General features: G+C 70.9%; 16 protein-coding genes. 9 read left to right on the top strand and 7 right to left on the bottom strand.

Features of this window, described 5'->3' with window-relative positions; translation table 11 throughout:
* The first annotated feature begins 23 nt into the window (after positions 1-23).
* The 3 genes from I4Q55_RS26890 (at position 24) to I4Q55_RS26880 (ending at position 4,583) form a co-directional block, all read left to right on the top strand.
* Positions 24-2,405, top strand: coding sequence for an excinuclease ABC subunit UvrA (locus tag I4Q55_RS26890; protein WP_206791467.1), 2,382 nt, complete (start codon positions 24-26; stop codon positions 2,403-2,405).
* A gap of 89 nt (positions 2,406-2,494) precedes the next feature.
* Positions 2,495-3,511, top strand: coding sequence for an acyl-CoA desaturase (locus tag I4Q55_RS26885; protein ID WP_206791466.1), 1,017 nt, complete (start codon positions 2,495-2,497; stop codon positions 3,509-3,511).
* Between the two features lie 10 nt (positions 3,512-3,521).
* A complete protein-coding gene (locus I4Q55_RS26880) occupies positions 3,522-4,583 on the top strand; it encodes an MBL fold metallo-hydrolase (RefSeq protein ID WP_206791465.1) in 1,062 nt (353 codons plus the stop codon).
* A 48-nt stretch (positions 4,584-4,631) separates the two neighbouring features.
* Here I4Q55_RS26880 and I4Q55_RS26875 read toward each other — a convergent pair whose 3' ends face one another.
* The 6 genes from I4Q55_RS26875 to I4Q55_RS26850 form a co-directional block, all read right to left on the bottom strand.
* Complete coding sequence (locus tag I4Q55_RS26875; RefSeq protein WP_206791464.1) at positions 4,632-5,231, bottom strand: hypothetical protein; 600 nt, start codon at positions 5,229-5,231, stop codon at positions 4,632-4,634.
* 129 nt (positions 5,232-5,360) lie between these two features.
* A complete protein-coding gene (gene hsaB, locus I4Q55_RS26870; protein ID WP_206791463.1) occupies positions 5,361-5,900 on the bottom strand; it encodes a 3-hydroxy-9,10-secoandrosta-1,3,5(10)-triene-9,17-dione monooxygenase reductase subunit in 540 nt (179 codons plus the stop codon).
* Complete coding sequence (gene hsaC / locus I4Q55_RS26865; RefSeq protein ID WP_206791462.1) at positions 5,897-6,808, bottom strand: iron-dependent extradiol dioxygenase HsaC; 912 nt, start codon at positions 6,806-6,808, stop codon at positions 5,897-5,899. Before hsaC ends, hsaB begins: the two co-directional genes overlap by 4 nt.
* Positions 6,808-7,653 carry a 4,5:9,10-diseco-3-hydroxy-5,9,17-trioxoandrosta-1(10),2-diene-4-oate hydrolase gene (hsaD, locus tag I4Q55_RS26860; RefSeq protein WP_206791461.1) on the bottom strand — a complete coding sequence of 282 codons (846 nt, stop codon included), beginning with the start codon at positions 7,651-7,653 and terminating at the stop codon, positions 6,808-6,810. The genes hsaC and hsaD overlap by 1 nt, the downstream gene beginning before the upstream one ends.
* A complete protein-coding gene (gene hsaA / locus I4Q55_RS26855; RefSeq protein ID WP_206791460.1) occupies positions 7,653-8,816 on the bottom strand; it encodes a 3-hydroxy-9,10-secoandrosta-1,3,5(10)-triene-9,17-dione monooxygenase oxygenase subunit in 1,164 nt (387 codons plus the stop codon). Before hsaA ends, hsaD begins: the two co-directional genes overlap by 1 nt.
* 33 nt (positions 8,817-8,849) lie before the next feature.
* Positions 8,850-10,451 carry an FAD-binding protein gene (locus I4Q55_RS26850; protein WP_206791458.1) on the bottom strand — a complete coding sequence of 534 codons (1,602 nt, stop codon included), beginning with the start codon at positions 10,449-10,451 and terminating at the stop codon, positions 8,850-8,852.
* Positions 10,452-10,551: 100 nt separating this feature from the next.
* On the opposite strand from I4Q55_RS26850, the gene kstD reads away from it, so the two are divergent.
* From kstD to I4Q55_RS26820, 6 genes are read left to right on the top strand one after another with little or no spacing between them, the layout of a single operon-like run.
* Complete coding sequence (gene kstD, locus I4Q55_RS26845; RefSeq protein ID WP_206791456.1) at positions 10,552-12,216, top strand: 3-oxosteroid 1-dehydrogenase; 1,665 nt, start codon at positions 10,552-10,554, stop codon at positions 12,214-12,216.
* Complete coding sequence (locus tag I4Q55_RS26840) at positions 12,213-13,349, top strand: Rieske 2Fe-2S domain-containing protein (protein WP_206791453.1); 1,137 nt, start codon at positions 12,213-12,215, stop codon at positions 13,347-13,349. The genes kstD and I4Q55_RS26840 overlap by 4 nt, the downstream gene beginning before the upstream one ends.
* Entirely contained in the window at positions 13,346-13,603 is a 258-nt protein-coding gene (locus I4Q55_RS26835; RefSeq protein WP_091307932.1) for a hypothetical protein, read from the top strand. Before I4Q55_RS26840 ends, I4Q55_RS26835 begins: the two co-directional genes overlap by 4 nt.
* Complete coding sequence (locus I4Q55_RS26830) at positions 13,596-14,633, top strand: ferredoxin--NADP reductase (protein ID WP_206791452.1); 1,038 nt, start codon at positions 13,596-13,598, stop codon at positions 14,631-14,633. The genes I4Q55_RS26835 and I4Q55_RS26830 overlap by 8 nt, the downstream gene beginning before the upstream one ends.
* A 10-nt stretch (positions 14,634-14,643) precedes the next feature.
* Positions 14,644-15,495 (top strand): MaoC/PaaZ C-terminal domain-containing protein, encoded by an 852-nt coding sequence (locus I4Q55_RS26825; protein ID WP_206791451.1) that lies wholly within the window; start codon positions 14,644-14,646, stop codon positions 15,493-15,495.
* 31 nt (positions 15,496-15,526) lie between these two features.
* Positions 15,527-15,979, top strand: coding sequence for a riboflavin kinase (locus tag I4Q55_RS26820; RefSeq protein ID WP_206791450.1), 453 nt, complete (start codon positions 15,527-15,529; stop codon positions 15,977-15,979).
* Between the two features lie 109 nt (positions 15,980-16,088).
* Here the strand turns inward: I4Q55_RS26820 and I4Q55_RS26815 are convergent, their stop codons facing one another.
* Positions 16,089-16,655 (bottom strand): DUF5134 domain-containing protein, encoded by a 567-nt coding sequence (locus tag I4Q55_RS26815; RefSeq protein ID WP_206791448.1) that lies wholly within the window; start codon positions 16,653-16,655, stop codon positions 16,089-16,091.
* Positions 16,656-16,667: the final 12 nt, after the last annotated feature.

Raw genomic sequence — 16,667 nt, 5'->3', positions numbered from 1 at the left:
CGAACGAAAGCTGGAGTACCCCGATGAGCAAGCCCACGAGGAAGACCGCGCCGCACGTCGCCGACAGCCACGACCTGATCCGCGTCCACGGCGCGCGCGTGAACAACCTCAAGGACGTCAGCGTCGAACTGCCCAAGCGGCGGCTGACGGTGTTCACCGGGGTCTCCGGCTCCGGCAAGAGCTCCCTGGTGTTCAGCACGATCGCCGCCGAGTCGCAGCGGCTGATCAACGAGACCTACAGCACCTTCGTGCAGGGGTTCATGCCGACGCTGGCCAGACCCGACGTCGACGTCCTCGACGGGATCACCACCGCGATCATCGTCGACCAGGAGCGGATGGGCGCCAACCCGCACTCCACGGTCGGCACCGCCACCGACGCCAACGCGATGCTGCGCATCCTGTTCAGCAGGCTCGGCACGCCGCACATCGGTTCGCCGCAGGCGTTTTCGTTCAACGTCGCCTCGATCAGCGGGGCCGGCGCGGTCACCATCGAAAAGGGTGGCCGGCAGATCAAGGAACGCCGCAGCTTCAGCATCACCGGCGGCATGTGCCCGCGCTGCGAGGGCCGGGGCAAGGTCAACGACATCGACCTGACCGCGCTGTTCGACGAGAACAAGTCGCTCAACGAAGGCGCGATCACCATCCCCGGCTACAGCATGGAGGGCTGGTACGGCCGCATCTTCCGCGGCTCCGGCTTCTTCGACCCGGACAAGCCGATCAAGAAGTTCACCAAGAAGCAGTTCAACGACCTGGTCTACAAGGAACCGACGAAGATCAAGGTCGAAGGCATCAACCTGACCTACTCGGGGCTGGTGCCGTCGATCCAGAAGTCCTTCCTGTCCAAGGACGTCGACGCGATGCAGCCGCACATCCGCGCGTTTGTCGAGCGCGCGGTGACGTTCCAGACCTGCCCGGACTGCGACGGCACCCGGCTGTCGGCGGAGGCGCGGTCGTCGAAGATCGACGGGATCAGCATCGCCGACGCCTGCGCGATGCAGATCAGCGACCTCGCCGAGTGGGTGGCGAAGCTGTCCGAGCCGTCGGTCGCGCCGCTGCTGGACGCGCTGAAGCACACGCTCGACTCGTTCGTCGAGATCGGCCTCGGCTACCTCTCGCTCGACCGTCCATCCGGGACGCTTTCGGGCGGGGAAGCCCAGCGCACCAAGATGATCCGGCACCTCGGTTCGTCGCTGACCGACGTCACCTACGTCTTCGACGAGCCGACGATCGGCTTGCACCCGCACGACATCCAGCGCATGAACGACCTGCTGCTGCAGCTGCGCGACAAGGGCAACACGGTGCTGGTCGTGGAGCACAAGCCGGAGGCGATCGCGATCGCCGACCACGTCGTCGACCTCGGGCCGCGCGCCGGCACCGAAGGCGGCGAGATCGTCTTCGAGGGCACTGTGGACGGTCTGCGGGCCGCCGGCACGCTGACCGGACGGCACCTGGACGACCGCGCGTCGCTGAAGCCGTCGGTGCGCACGCCGTCGGGCTTCCTCGAGGTGCGCGGGGCGTCGACGCACAACCTGCGGGACGTCGACGTCGACATCCCGCTCGGCGTGCTGGTCGTGGTGACCGGGGTCGCGGGCTCGGGCAAGAGCTCGCTGATCCACGGCTCGGTGTCCGGCGGCGAGGGCGTGGTGACGGTCGACCAGACCGGCATCCGCGGCTCGCGCCGGAGCAACCCGGCGACGTACACGGGGCTGCTGGAGCCGATCCGCAAGGCGTTCGCCAAGGCCAACGGCGTCAAGCCGGCGTTGTTCAGCGCGAACTCGGAAGGCGCGTGCCCGAACTGCAACGGCGCCGGCGTGGTCTACACGGACCTGGGGATCATGGCGGGCACGGCGACGCCGTGCGAGGTGTGCGAGGGCAAGCGGTTCAACGCCGACGTGCTGGAGTACACCTTCGGCGGCCGCGACATCAGCGAGGTGCTCGGCATGTCGGTGGCTTCGGCTCAAGCGTTCTTCGCCGACGGCGACGCGAAGCTCCCGGCGGCGCACAAGATCCTGACGCACCTGTCCGACGTCGGCCTCGGCTACCTGACACTGGGCCAGCCGCTGACGACGCTGTCCGGCGGCGAGCGGCAGCGCATCAAGCTGGCGACGCACATGGCGGAGCAGGGCGGGGTGTACATCCTGGACGAGCCGACGGCGGGCCTGCACCTGGCGGACGTCGAGCAGCTGCTGGGCCTGCTGGACCGGCTGGTGGACGCCGGCAAGTCGGTGATCGTCATCGAGCACCACCAGGCGGTGATGGCCCACGCGGACTGGATCATCGACCTGGGCCCGGGCGCCGGCCACGACGGCGGGCGGGTGGTGTTCGAGGGAACGCCGGCGCAGCTGGTGAAGGCGCGGAAGAAGACGCTGACGGGCAAGCACCTCGCGGAGTACATCGGCTCCTGACCCAAGCGCGACCGGTAGGGCTGGCCCCCCGAAACCGCCTGGGGCGGGCAGGATTCCGGCGCGCTCCCCCGTCGCGAAGACTCGGGTGGGTGACCACCACAGAGAACCAAGTCGGCAGTGACTTCGCCCGGCTGAGCCACCGCATCGCCGCCGCCGGTCTGATGGCGCGCCGGCCCGGCTACTACACCGCCCGCATCGCCGTCGTCACCGGGTTGTTCGCCGCCGGGTGGGTGGCCTTCTTCCTCCTGGGGAACTCGTGGTGGCAGCTCGCCGTCGCGGCGTTCCTGGCGGTGATGTTCGGCCAGATCGCGTTGCTCTCGCACGATCTCGCGCACAAGCAGGTGTTCCGGCGACGGCGGCCGACCGAGATCGCCGGGATGCTCGCCGGGAACCTCGGCATCGGGATGAGCTACGGCTGGTGGATGGACAAGCACACCCGCCACCACGCCAACCCGAACCACGAGGAGCTCGACCCCGACGTCGACCCGGACATCCTCGTCTGGTCGAAGGACCAGGCCCGCGCCAGCCGCGGCGTGCCCCGGTTCATCGGCCGGTACCAGGCGTTCCTGTTCTTCCCGCTGCTCACGCTCGAGGGCCTGAACCTGCACTGGTCCGGCATCCGCGCGGTCCGCAGGCCGGGCCTGCGCCACCGGAAGATCGAAGCCGCGTTGCTCGCCGGGCACGTCGTCGGCTACCTCAGCGCGCTGTTCACCGTGCTCTCCCCCGGGATGGCGCTGCTGTTCTTCGCCGTCCACCAGGGACTGTGGGGTGTCTACATGGGATCGATCTTCGCGCCCAACCACAAGGGCATGCCGACGCTGACCGGGCGTCCCGAGCTCGACTTCCTCCGCAAGCAGGTGCTGACCTCGCGCAACGTCCGCGGCGGCCTCGTCACCGACGTCGCCCTCGGCGGGCTCAACTACCAGATCGAGCACCACCTGTTCCCGAGCATGCCGTCGCCGCACCTGCGGCGGGCGCAGCCGATCGTCCAGGCCTACTGCGCCGAGCTGGGTATCCCGTACCTGCAGACGAGCCTGGTCGAGTCCTACCGGCAGGCCCTCACCCACCTGCATGAAGCTGGGGCCCCTCTCAGGAACCGTTCGTAGACTCGGTTCCATGAGGAAGACGATCGCGGCCATCCGGGACCTGCCGGCGGCGTTCGGCGCGAAGGCCGCCGGCGCCCGGGCCGAGCGGGTCCGCTCCTCGCCGCAGTTCGACGGCAAGGTGTTCCGCAACGCGGCGCCGCGGCACCCGATGACCGCGGCGTCGATGCGGACCATCTTCCGCGAGATGTTCTTCGGCGAGCACCGCGAGCTGCGCAAACCCGCCGGCCCGGTGCCGCTGGTGGCCACCGGACCGGTGGAAGCGGCCGAGGGCCTGCACCTGACCTGGTACGGCCACGCGTCGACGCTGGTCGAGCTCGACGGCGCCCGCGTACTGCTCGACCCGGTGTGGAGCGATCGCGTCTCGCCCGCGGCGTTCGCCGGCCCGCGGCGGCTGCACGAGCCGCCGGTCCCGCTGTCGGGCGTCGGCCGGATCGACGCGGTGGTGATCTCGCACGACCACTACGACCACCTCGACCTCGCGACGGTCCGCGCACTGGTCGCCTCTTCGGAGGCGCCGTTCCTGGTGCCGCTCGGCGTCGGGGCGCACCTGGAGCGCTGGCACGTCCCGGCTTCGCGGATCATCGAGCTCGACTGGCACGAAGAGGCGACGGTGGCCGGCGTCCGCTTCGTGGCAACGCCGGCCCAGCACTTCTCGGGCCGCGGCATCACGAACGACGACACGCTGTGGACGTCGTGGGCGCTGCTGGGGCCGGCACACCGGGTGTTCTACAGCGGCGACACGGGGTATTTCGCCGGGTTCGCCGCGATCGGCGCGGCGCACGGCCCGTTCGACGTGGCGTTGATCCAGGTGGGTGCCTACGCCCCGCACTGGCCGGACATCCACATGACGCCGGAGGAGGGCGTCGCGGCGGGCCTCGACGTCCGGGCGAAGCTGCTGGTCCCGGTGCACTGGGCGACGTTCCAGCTGGCGATGCACCCGTGGGGCGAGCCGGCCGACCGCGTGTGGACCGAGGCGAAGGAGGCCGACCTCCCGCTGGCAATCCCCCGCCCGGGCGAGCGCATCGACGTCACCGCTCCACCTCCGGTCGACGGCTGGTGGCAGACCTTGTGACCCGGGCGCCGAGGCCGGGAGGGCGGCCGCGCTTCCGCTGGAAGTAAGTCAGAACCGGCTGTCATGGCGGGCTTGGGACCACGCGCGGTCCCAGGCCGCCGCGTGGAAGCGGATCAACACGAACCGGGCGGTCGCGTACAGCCCCGCCAACGCTCCCGTGATCGCCGCCCACAGGAGGATGGCCGCGAACACTCCGTCCGCCACCGAGGTCGCGGCCGACAGGGGCTCGCCCGCCAGCTCGCCGCGCTGGTCCAGCCAGATCGCCACGTGGGTGCCCGCCGGGCTGCCCGGGTCGGCGAGGACGTCGCCGGTGTGGCGGGTGCCGCGGGCGTCGACCCAGGCCGCCGGGACCGTGGCCTGGGCGGCCGGGGCTCCGGCGCCGTCGGTGCTGTACGGCTGGCCGGCCGCCGCCGCGAGCGAAACCGCCGTTGCCGGGTGGCGGGTGGCCTGCTCCTGGGCCGCGCGGGCCGTCTGTGCCGCGTACGTCTCGGAGCCGAAGGCCGCCGCGAACGGGATCGCGAGCAACGCGCCGGCGACGGCCAGGAGCAGCAGGAGCGCTTCGACGCGGTCACCCGTCCGGGCCAGGGGGTTGCGGCCGGGGCGTATCCGCCGCCCGAACCGGGCGATCCGTCCGCTGGGCCCACGCATGCGCGACTCACTCCTCCCGGGAAGGTGTCTTCTCGGTAACAGTGTGCGCGCCGAGGCTCGACTTTCTCTCGCGAATGGGACGCGGCCCACCTGTGAACCCGTGCACAACCACCCGGTCGCGACCGGTGGTTACAGCCAGTCGTCGGGACGCGGCCAGGGCAGCATCGCCGCGAGCGCGTCGCGGGCCGGTTCGGTGACGGCGTACCGGCCGCGGTGGAACAGCAGCGGGCGGGCGTCCGAAGGCGCGCCGAGCGCGGTGACGCGGCCGATCACGACGTAGTGGTCACCCGCCTCGTGGACGGCTTCCAGAGCACAGTCGATCCAGGTCAGCGCGCCGTCGAGCAGGGGTGCGCCCGACGGCGCGGGTGTCCAGGGGAACCGGGCGAACTTGTCCTCGCCGCGGGCGCCGAACACCGCGCTGACCTCCTGCTGGTCCTCCGCCAGCACGTTGACCGCGAACTTCCCCGCGGCGGCGAGCACCGGCCACGTCCGCGACGTGCGGGCCGGGCAGAACAGCACCAGCGGGGGGTCGAGCGACAGCGCCGCGAACGACTGGCAGGCGAACCCGGCGAGCGTGTCGCCGTCACGGCCGGTGACGACCGTGACGCCGGTGCAGAAGTGCCCGAGCACGCTGCGGAACTCGGTCTGGTCGACCGCCACGGACGTCATGCGCCCGGGGGTCGCGCGCCGACCGAGAAGTCGTGGCCCCACAGCGAGACCGCGGTGCTCTCGCGGGCGATCCAGTTGTCGTCGTCGACCTGACGGCCTTCGCAGCCGAACTCGACGTCGAAGCCGCCCGGGGTCTTCATGTAGAACGACAGCATCAGGTCGTTGACGTGCCGGCCGAGCGTGGCCGACATCGGCACCTTCCGCCGGATCGCGCGGTCGAGGCACAGGCCGACGTCGTCGGTGTTCTCCACCTCGACCATCAGGTGCACGATCCCGGACGGTGTCGGCATCGGCAGGAACGCCAGGCTGTGGTGGCGCGGGTTGCAGCCGAAGAACCGCAGCCACGCGGGTGGGCCGTCGGCGGGCCGCCCGACCATTTGCGGCGGGAGACGCATCGAGTCGCGCAGCCGGAAGCCGAGGACGTCGCGGTAGAACCGCAGCGACGCCTCGTCGTCCTTGGTGGACAAAACGACGTGGCCGAGACCCTGCTCGCCGGTGACGAACTTGTGGCCGTACGGGCTGACCACGCGCCGGTGCTGCAACGCGACGCCGTGGAACACCTCCTGGGTGTTGCCGGACGGGTCGTCGAAGCTGATCAGCTCGTCGACCCGCCGGTCGGCCAGTTCCTCCGGCGTGCCTTCCTTGTACGGCACCGACGCACTGTCCAAACGGGACCGCAGCTCGGCCAGCTCCGCCGCGTGCGCGACCTCCCAGCCGGTGACGGCCAGCCGGTCCGCGTCGCCCGGCGAGATCACCAGCCGTGCCGGGAAGTCGTCCATGCGCAGATAGAGCGCGTCGGGGTTTTCGCCCTTGCCTTCGACCATGCCGAGCACCTTGAGCCCGTACTCGCGCCACGCGGCCATGTCGGTGGCTTCGATGCGGAGGTAGCCCAGTGACCGGATGCCCATCAGGAACTCCCGAGGAAGTCGAGGGCCAGCCGGTTGAACTCGTCGAACTTCTCCAGCTGGGCCCAGTGCCCGCAGCCGCCGAAGACGTGCAGCTGCGCGCGCGGAATCGTCTTGAGTGCCACCAGCGCGCCGTCCAGCGGGTTGACGCGGTCCTCGCGGCCCCAGATCAGGAGCACGCGCTGGCGGAGGCGGTGGGCTTCGCGCCAGAGCAGGCCTTCTTCGTAGGTGTCCGGCTGCGCGAACGACATCCCCATGGCGCGCATGGCGGCCAGGGACTCGGGCGTGTTCGCCGCGGCGAAGCGCTCGTCGATCAGCTCGTCGGTGACCAGCGCCTGGTCGTGGACCATGATGCGCAGGAAGGCTTCCATGCGTTCGCGCGACGGCTTGGCCGCGAACCGCCCGAGGTTCTTGACGCCCTCGGTCGGGTCCGGCGCGAACAGGTTGACGCTCAGCCCGCCCGGCCCCATCAGCACCAGCCGCCCGGCGCGCTTGCCGTGGTTCAGCGCGAACCGGACCGCCGCGCCCCCACCCAGGGAGTTGCCGACGAAGTGGGCACGCTCGATGCCGAGGGCGTCCATCAGGCCGGCGACGGCGTCCGCGCTGTGCCGGAAGTACTGCGGGTGCTCGGCCGGCTTGTCGGACCGCCCGAAGCCGGGCTGGTCGACGGCGATCGTCCGGTAGTGCTTGGCGAACTCCGGCAGGTTGCGCCCGAAGTTGCTCCACGCCGACGCGCCGGGCCCGCCGCCGTGCAGCAGGATCACCGTCTCGGCGTGCTCGGCGCCGGCTTCGTGGTAGTGCAGCTTGAGCGAACCAGCCTGGACGTACTTGCCTTCGGGCGCGGCCATCAGTACATCGCGTTCTCGACGGGGAGCCCGAAGGCGCCGGTGCCGAACATGACGTACGCGCGCTCGGCGTCGTTGGCCGCGTGGACGCGGCCCGCGTGCGCGTCGCGCCAGAAGCGCTGGATCGGAGTGCCCCGCTGGATCGCGCGGCCGCCGGAGTTCTCGAAGAGCCGGTCGATCGCGGCGATCGCGCGTTCGGTGCCGCGCACCTGGTCGCGCCGGACGCGCAGCCGCAGGTCCGCGGGCAGCCGCTCCTCGCGCTTGGCGAGCTCGTACAGCTCCTCGATGTTGCGGGTCAGCTGCAGCCAGGCGGCGTCGATCTCACTGGCCGCCTCGGCGATCCGCACCTTGGCGAACGGGTCCTCTTTGGACTGTTCACCGGCGTACGCGGCCCGGACGCGCTTGCGCTGGTGCTCGACGTGCGCGTCGTAGGCACCCTGGGCCATGCCGATGATCGGCGCGGTGATCGTGGTCGGGTGCACCGAGCCGTACGGCAGCCGGTACAGCGGACCGGGGTTCACGGCCTGGCCCGGCACCTTGCACTTCGACGTCGCGATGAAGCTCAGCGCCCGGTGCTGCGGCACGAAGACGTCTTCGACGACGATGTCGTTCGACCCGGTGCCGCGCAGGCCGACCGTGTCCCAGACGTCCACAATGGAATAGTCGGCGATCGGCAGCAGGTAGGTGCAGAAGTCGACCGGCTTGCCGTCTTTGAACGCGGGTCCCCCGAGCAGCACCCACGTGCAGTGGTCACAACCGGAGGAGAAGCTCCACCGGCCCGAAAGGCGATAACCGCCTTCGACGACCTCGGCCTTGCCCATCGGCGCGTACGACGAGGAGATCCGCACGTCCTGGTCCTCGCCCCAGACCTCCTGCTGCGCCTGCGCGTCGAACAGGGCCACGTGCCACGGGTGGACGCCGAGGATGGAGGCGACCCAGCCGGTGGACCCGCAGGCGCTCGCGATCAGCTTGACCGCGGTGTAGAAGCTCGTCGGGTCGGCTTCGAAACCCCCGTGGAGCTTCGGCTGCAGCAGCTTGAAGAACCCGGTCTCCTGCAGGGCCTTGACGGACTCCTCGGGGACGCGGCGCGCGTCCTCGGTGTCCTGGGCCCGTTCCCGCAGGACCGGCAGGAGGTCCCGGACCCCGGCGATCACCTGCTCGCTCATGCGCAGTCCTCTCTCTGTTCCACTCCCCAGAGACTAGAACACGTTCTCGTTTTTGTCGAGAACGCCCTGCGCCAGGGCACTGTTGATCCCCGCTCTGCGACCGGAAAACACGCAGTCCGCCAGCGACAGCCCACTCACGTAGGACCTGGAACAGATTCCCACGGCGGTGCGGCCGGCGGCGTACAGCCCCGGGATCGGCTGCCCGGCCGTGCTCCGCACCGCGCCGGTGTCCTCGTCGACGACCAGGCCGCCGAGGGTGAGCATCGGCGTGGGGTACCCGAGGTTCGGCCGCACCGAGATGTCGATGAGCGAGTACGGCGGGTTGTCCAGGCGCCGCACGAACTCGGTGGGCTTGCCCACCGGATCCCGGTCGCCGTCGTAGGCCTCGACGCTCGCGCGCAGCCCCTGCGGGTCGACGCCGGCCTTGCGCGCCACCTCCTCGACCGTCTCCCCCACGACCCGGCCGCGGCGCAGCAGGTACCGCAGCTGCAACGCCTGGAACCACTGGCTTTGCGCCCTCGCGTCCCGCCGCGCCTCGGCGACGATCGGCGCGTCGACGAGCAGCCAGCCCTTGCTCCCGTGCTCCTCGATGAGTTTCTCGCCCACCGCGGCGCCGTACCGGGACTCGTCGATGACCCGCCGCCCGGCGGCGTCGACGATGATCCCGCCGAGGAACGCACTCGGCGGCGTGATGAACCGCCACGCGGAGATCCGGCCGAGCTCGCCGGTCGCGGCCCCGGCCGAGATGCCGAGCCGGATGCCGGCGCCGTCGTCGGCGGACGTGCCGAGCGGGAGCCCGCCGCGGTAGGCCGGCGCGTGCTCGCGCACCATCTCGCGGTCGGCGATGAAGCCGCCGGCGGCGAGCACGACCCCGCGCCGGGCGGAAATCCGCAGCTCACGGCCGTGCGCGCGCTCGAAGCGCTCGACCCGGCGGTGCAGCGACTTGCGCAGCGACGGCACGTAGATCCCGGGCTTCGCCGCGTACTGCGCGAAGCGCTGGTGCCGCGCCCGGATCGACGCGGAGGCGCCGCTCAGGGTGTCGGCGACGAGCCCGGTGACGCGGCCGGCGTCGTCACGGATCAGGCTGCGGGCGGTCGTCTGCGTCAGCACCCGGATGCCCCGGGCGCGCACGGCCGCCTTGAGCCGCGCCATCAGCATCTTCCCCGAGGTCCCGGGCCCCTTGACGCGGTGGCCGCGCGGGGCGGGCTTCGCCGCGTCGCGGAAGCCGCCGGCGGCCTCGCTGCCGGAGTAGTAGAGGTAGTGGTCGTCGCTCGGGTACGACGTCTTGTACGGGCAGAGGCTGCCTTCGAACGGCACGCCGTTGCCCTCCAGCCAGGTGATCATCTCGCGGCTGCCCTCGCAGAACCGCCGGAGCGTCTGTTCGGAGACGACGTCCCCGGTTTCCATGCGCAGGTAGGCGTACATCGCGTCGACCGAGTCGTCGACGCCGGCGTCGAGCTGCTGCCCGGTGCCGCCGCCGGCGTAGACGACGCCACCGCTGACCGCGCTGGCCCCGCCCCCGGCGAAGCGTTCGACGATGATGACGTCGGCGCCCGCGTCGGCCGCTTCCAGGGCGGCGCAGGCGCCGGCCGCCCCGAAACCCACGATGACCACGTCCGCGACGAGTGCGTCCATGGTCGCTACCCTAGAACTGAAACACGTTCTCGTCTATGGTGACCGAAAGCGGCTCTCAACTGGGTACTCGGTCTGTGGAACACGTTACAAGTGAGGTGGCATGACGGAGCAGTTCGACGTCGTCGTGGTCGGCAGCGGTGCCGCCGGGATGACCGCCGCGCTGGCTGCGGCCCACAACGGCTTGAGCGTAGTGGTCCTGGAGAAGGCGGGCTGTTTCGGCGGCTCGACCGCGCGGTCCGGCGGCGGTGTCTGGCTGCCCGGCAACCACGCCCTGCGCGCCGCCGGGATCGACGACCCACCCGAACGGGCGCGCGAGTACCTGGCCTCGATCGTCGGCGACGTCGTGCCGGCGGTCCGGCGCGACACGTTCCTCGCGCACGGGCCCGAGGTGCTGCGGTTCGTCTGCGACCACACGCCGCTGGAGTTCCGCTGGGTCCGCGACTACAGCGACTACCACCCCGAGGCGCCCGGCGGGCGCCCCGGCGGCCGCTCGGTCGAGCCGGCCGCCCTCGACGGCAAGCTGCTCGGCGCCGAGCTGGCCCACCTCGAACCGCCGTACAGCGCTCCCCCGCTCGGCGTGCCGATCACCCAGGCGGACTACCGCTGGCTGAGCCTCCTCGCCCGGCACCCGCGCGGAGCGCTGCGGCTGCTGTCGCTGGGCCGGCAGTGGCTCGTCGGCAAGCTCCGCGGGCAGCAGCTGCTCAGCATGGGGCAAGCGCTTGCGGCCGGCCTCCGGGTCGGCCTGGCCCGGGCCGGGGTCGAGGTCCGGCTGAACACCCCGCTGGTCGACCTGCAGGTCGACGGCGACCGCGTGACCGGGGTGGTCGTCGAAAACGGCGTCGTCGAAGCCCGGCGAGGCGTGATCCTCGCCAGCGGCGGCTTCGAACGGAACCTCGAGATGCGCGAGAAGTACCAGCGCGCGCCGATCGGCATCGACTGGACCGTCGGCGCCGAGGCCAACACCGGCGACGGCATCACGGCCGGTCTCAAGCTGGGCGCGGCACTGGACCTGATGGACGACGCCTGGTGGGGGCCGTCGCTGCCGCTCACCGGCGGCCCGTGGTTCGCCCTGGCCGAGCGGTCGCGGCCGCGCAGCATCATGGTCGACGCGCGGGGCGAGCGGTTCGTCAACGAGTCGGCGCCCTACGTCGAGGCCGTGCACGCGATGTACGGGCCCGGGGACGGGCCGGGCGCGCACATCCCGACCTGGCTGGTGTTCGACCAGCGCTACAAGGACCGGTACATGTTCACCGGCATCGGGCCGCGCCAGCCGCTGCCCGGCCGCTGGTACAAGGCCGGGATCGCGGCGAAGTCGTCTTCGGTCTCCGGGCTGGCGGCGAAGATCGACATCCCGCCCGCCGCGCTGAAAGCGACAATCGAGCGCTTCAACGGCTTCGCGCGCAACGGCGTCGACGAGGACTTCCACCGCGGGGTCAGCAAGTACGACCACTACTACGGCGACCCGCGCAACAAACCCAACCCCAGCCTCGGCCCGCTGGACAAAGCGCCGTTCTACGCGGTGAAGATCGTCCCGGGCGACCTGGGCACCAAGGGCGGGCTGCGCACCGACGAGCACGCGCAGGTGCTGCGCGAAGACGGCTCGGCGGTGCCGGGGTTGTTCGCCGCGGGCAACGCGAGCGCGGCCGTGATGGGCCGGACGTACGCCGGGCCCGGCGCGACCATCGGTCCCGCCATGGTGTTCGGCTACCTTGCGGCGACGCGGCTGGCGCACGAAGATCGAGGGACCACGGGAGGGCAGCGATGACGCAGGATTCGGTACGCACCATCTACGCCGGTGAGCCGCCGACCCGGTTCGCCCGCGGCTGGCACTGCCTGGGCCTGGCGGAGCGCTTCCGCGACGGGAAGCCGCACGCGATCACCGCGTTCGGCACGAAGCTCGTGGTGTGGGCGGACTCGGCCGGCGAGCTGCACGTGCTCGACGGCTACTGCCGGCACATGGGCGGCGACCTCACCCAGGGCACCGTCAAGGGCGACGAGGTGGCCTGCCCGTTCCACGACTGGCGCTGGAACGGCAAGGGCAAGTGCGTCTCGATCCCCTACGCCAAGCGGGTTCCGCTGCGCGCGCGGACGCGGTCGTGGACGACGGAGGTGCGCAACGGGCAGCTGCTCGTCTGGCACGACCCCGAGGGCAACCCACCGCCCGGGGAGCTGGCGATCCCGCGGATCGAAGCGGCCGACAGCGCCGAGTGGAGCAACTGGACCTGGGACGAGATCTTCATCGACGGCTCCAACTGCCGGGAGATCATCGACAACGTCGTGGACATGGCGCACTTCTTCTACATCCACTACGCCTACCCGACGTACTTCAAGAACGTGTTCGAAGGCCACATCGCCACGCAGTACCTCAACACCAAGGGCCGCCCGGACATGGGCATGGCGTCGAACTACGGCGGCGAGGAGAACCTGCTGCGGTCGGAGGCGTCGTACTTCGGGCCGTCCTACATGATCAACAAGCTGGTGAACTCGTTCCAGGGCTACGAGATCGAGAGCGTGCTCATCAACTGCCACTACCCGGTGACGCCGACGTCGTTCGTGCTGCAGTACGGGATGAAGGTGCGCAAGCCGCCGGGCATCTCCGACGAGCACGCCGACAAGATCGCCGCGAAGCTGGCCCGCGGGATCGGCGCCGGGTTCCTGCAGGACGTCGAGATCTGGAAGCACAAGACGCAGATCGACAACCCGCTGCTGTGCGAAGAGGACGGTCCAGTCTACCAGCTTCGCCGGTGGTACCAGCAGTTCTACGTCGACGTCGCCGATGTCACCGAGGACATGACGCGGCGCTTCGAGTTCGAAGTGGACACTTCGAAGGCGAACGAGGCGTGGGCGGCGGAGGTGGCCGAGAACCTGGCGCGGCAGAAGACCGAGGCGGAAGTGTGACGACCGCCGAGCAGACCGAGTTCCTGTCGGGCGGGCTGCGGCCGCACGAGTGCCGCAGCTGCGGAACGTGCGTGCTGGTGAAGAAGAACAGCATCCAGCACACGAGCATCCAGTGGACGTCCCGCCCCGCCGACAGCTGCCCGGTGTTCGCGGACGCCGACGGCCCGTCGGCGTTGCTCGACACGTGCCCGAAGCTGGCCGACAGCATCGGCGACGCGGTGCGCGAAGGCACGCTGGCGGTGGCCGATGGCTGAGCGGGTCTACACGCTGACCGTCGCCGACGTCGTCGTCGAAACGCCGGACGCGCGGTCGGTGGTCTTCGAGATCCCGCCCGAGCACGCTTCTGCCTTTGCTTATTCGGCGGGACAGTTCCTGACTTTGCGGATCCCGAGCGAGCAGACCGGTTCGGTGGCGCGGTGCTATTCGCTGTCGAGCGCGCCGCACGAGAACCGCGTGCAGGTGACGGTCAAGCGCACCGACGGCGGGTACGGGTCGAGCTGGATCTGCTCGTCCTTGCAGCCGGGGATGCAGCTCGACGTGCTGGCGCCGGCCGGGGTGTTCTGCCCGTCGTCGGTGGACGAGGACTTCCTGCTGTTCGCCGGCGGCAGCGGTATCACGCCGGTGATGGCGATCCTCAAGACGGCACTGGAGACCGGTTCCGGCCGGGTCGTGCTGGTCTACGCGAACCGCGACGAGCGTTCGGTGATCTTCGCGGGCGAACTGGCGTCGCTGGCCAAGCGCCACGGCGACCGGCTGGTCGTCATCCACTGGCTGGAAAGCGTCCAGGGCCTGCCGGACGTCTCGCAGCTGCGCGGGCTGGCTTCGGCGTACACGTCCCACGAGGCGTTCCTGTGCGGGCCCGCGCCGTTCATGGCGGCGGCGAAGGAGGCGCTCGGGCAGCTCGGCGTGCCGCGCGAGCGGGTGCACGTCGAGAAGTTCACGTCGCTGACCGGGAACCCGTTCGAAGAGACCGTCGAGGTCGTCGAGGAAGAGCCGGTTCCGGACTCGTCCCCCGCCGCGCTGACGGTGACCCTCGACGGGGAGACTCGGTCGATGGTGTGGCCGCGGCAGCGGAAGTTGCTGGACCGGCTCCTGGAAGACGGCATGGACGCCCCGTACTCGTGCCGCGAGGGGCAGTGCAGCGCGTGCGCGTGCCGGGTCGTCTCCGGCGAGGTGAAGATGCTGCACAACGAGGTGCTGGACGCCGACGACATGGCGGACGGCATCGTGCTGGCCTGCCAGTCGCTGCCGGTCACCGACGAGGTCTCGATCAGCTACGAATAGGAGTCCCCGCGTGCCCATCGACCCCGATATCGCGATCGGTGCCGAGATCGGCGAGGTGAGCTTCGCCTGGACGTCGTCGGACGTGCTGCTGTACCACCTGGCGCTCGGCGCGGGCCCGGACGAACTGCGCTACACCTACGAGCAGGACCTGGTGGTGCTGCCGACGTTCGCGACGGTCGCGGCCAACCTGCGCGTGTTCGACCCGCCGGCGGTGTCGTTCCCCGGGGTGGAGATCGACCTGGCGAAGGTGCTGCACGGCAAGCAGGAGATCACGCTGCACCAGCCGATCCCGACGTCCGGGAAGGCGGTGGCGCGGTCGCGGATCGCCGACGTCTTCGACAAGGGCAAGGCGGCGGTGGTGGTCCAGGAGGTGGCGGTCACGTCGTCGACCGGCGATCCACTGTGGACGGCCCGGTCCAGCATCTTCGCCCGCGGGGAAGGCGGTTTCGGCGGCTCGCGGGGACCTTCGGACAAGATCGACTGGCCTTCGCGTGCGCCGGATTTCGTGCTCGAGACGCCGACGTTGCCGCAGCAGGCGCTGCTGTACCGGCTGTGCGGCGACCGCAACCCGCTGCACGCGGACCCGGCGTTCGCCCGGGCGGCGGGCTTCGACCGGCCGATCCTGCACGGGCTGTGCACGTACGGGATCGTCGCGCGGGTGCTGGTGAACGAGTTCCTGGACGGCGACCCGGCGCGGGTGGCGTCGTTCGCGACGAAGTTCGCCGGGGTGGTGTTCCCGGGCGAGACGCTGCGGATCCGGGTGTGGCGCGCCGAGGGCGGCCGGCTGCTGGTGACGACGACGGCTCCTTCGCGGGACGACGCGCCGGTGCTGGCGGACACGGTGCTGGTGTCCACTTCCTGAGCCGGGTTGTCCGAGCCGCTACCGTGGTGGGGTGACTGCATATTTCGTGGTGCGCGGAACGGTCGAGCCGGGTGACAAGCGCGGCCGCGAGCTGGGCTTCCCCACGGCGAACATCGCCTTGGCCGACCAGGCCGGCTCGCTGGGCGACGGAGTGTGGGCGGGCTGGATCGGCCGCCCGGACGGAACGAGGCTCCCGGCGGCGATCTCGGTCGGCCGCCGCCCGACGTACTACGGCGCGGACGGGTACCGCCTCTTGGAGGCCCACGTCCTGGAGTTTTCGGGCGACCTGTACGGCGAGACACTGGTGGTGTGGCTGGGGTCGCACCTGCGCGAGCAGGAGAAGTACGCCTCCGCGGAGGACCTGATCACGGCGTTGAAGAAGGACATCGCGGCGGCCGGCCAGTGGACCGCCGAGCACCCGGCGGAGCAGTTGCCGGAGCCCGGCGAGAGCCCGCTGGGCGAGGTGCGGCGGGTCGCGGGCTGAAAGTCGCCGGCCCGCCTCAGCGCCCGGAATTGTCGGTGGTCTCCGGTAACGTGAAATCCGGGGGTCCCCTGGGCGGGGACCTCTCGGTGTTGTGCTCACCGGGCCGTGCTCACAAAGCCGAGGCCAGCAGCATGTAACCCATCCCGGCCCCCATCGCCACCCGGCACACCGCGCGCGACGCCTGGCCGGACGCCGCACCCGCGCCCGAGCCGGACCCCACGACCGCCAAGCCGCGGACCGCCAGCACTCCCGACCACGCCGCGTCGGCCACGAAATACCCCGCCGCCACCAGTGCTACCAGCGGCACCGCCACCCGGGCGTCCATGGCCGGCATCGTCAGCCACGGTCCGTGGTCCGCTCCGCCGTGGGGCATCGCCGTCACCATGTACAGCATCGCCGCCGCCGACAGCGCGTGATGGGCGCACGTGCGGCTCCGCCACCAGGCCAGCGCGAACCAGCCCGTCGTCAGCGCCAGCACCGCCTGCCAGCCCGCCGCCGGGATCGGGCCGCCGACCGGGGAGAGCATCGCCACCATCGCCACCACCAGCAGCAGCTCCGCCAGGTCGCCGTGGCGGACGCCGTGGCCCAGCCGTGTGTAGTCGAGGCGGACCAGCCGCAGCACGCACGGCAGCACCAGTGCCGCGAACACCGCCGTGAGCGCCCAGTCGACCACCATGGTCTCACTCTC

Source organism: Amycolatopsis sp. MtRt-6 (assembly GCF_017308975.1).
Lineage (GTDB): Bacteria > Actinomycetota > Actinomycetes > Mycobacteriales > Pseudonocardiaceae > Amycolatopsis.
This window is presented reverse-complemented; position numbering and strand designations above follow the sequence as displayed.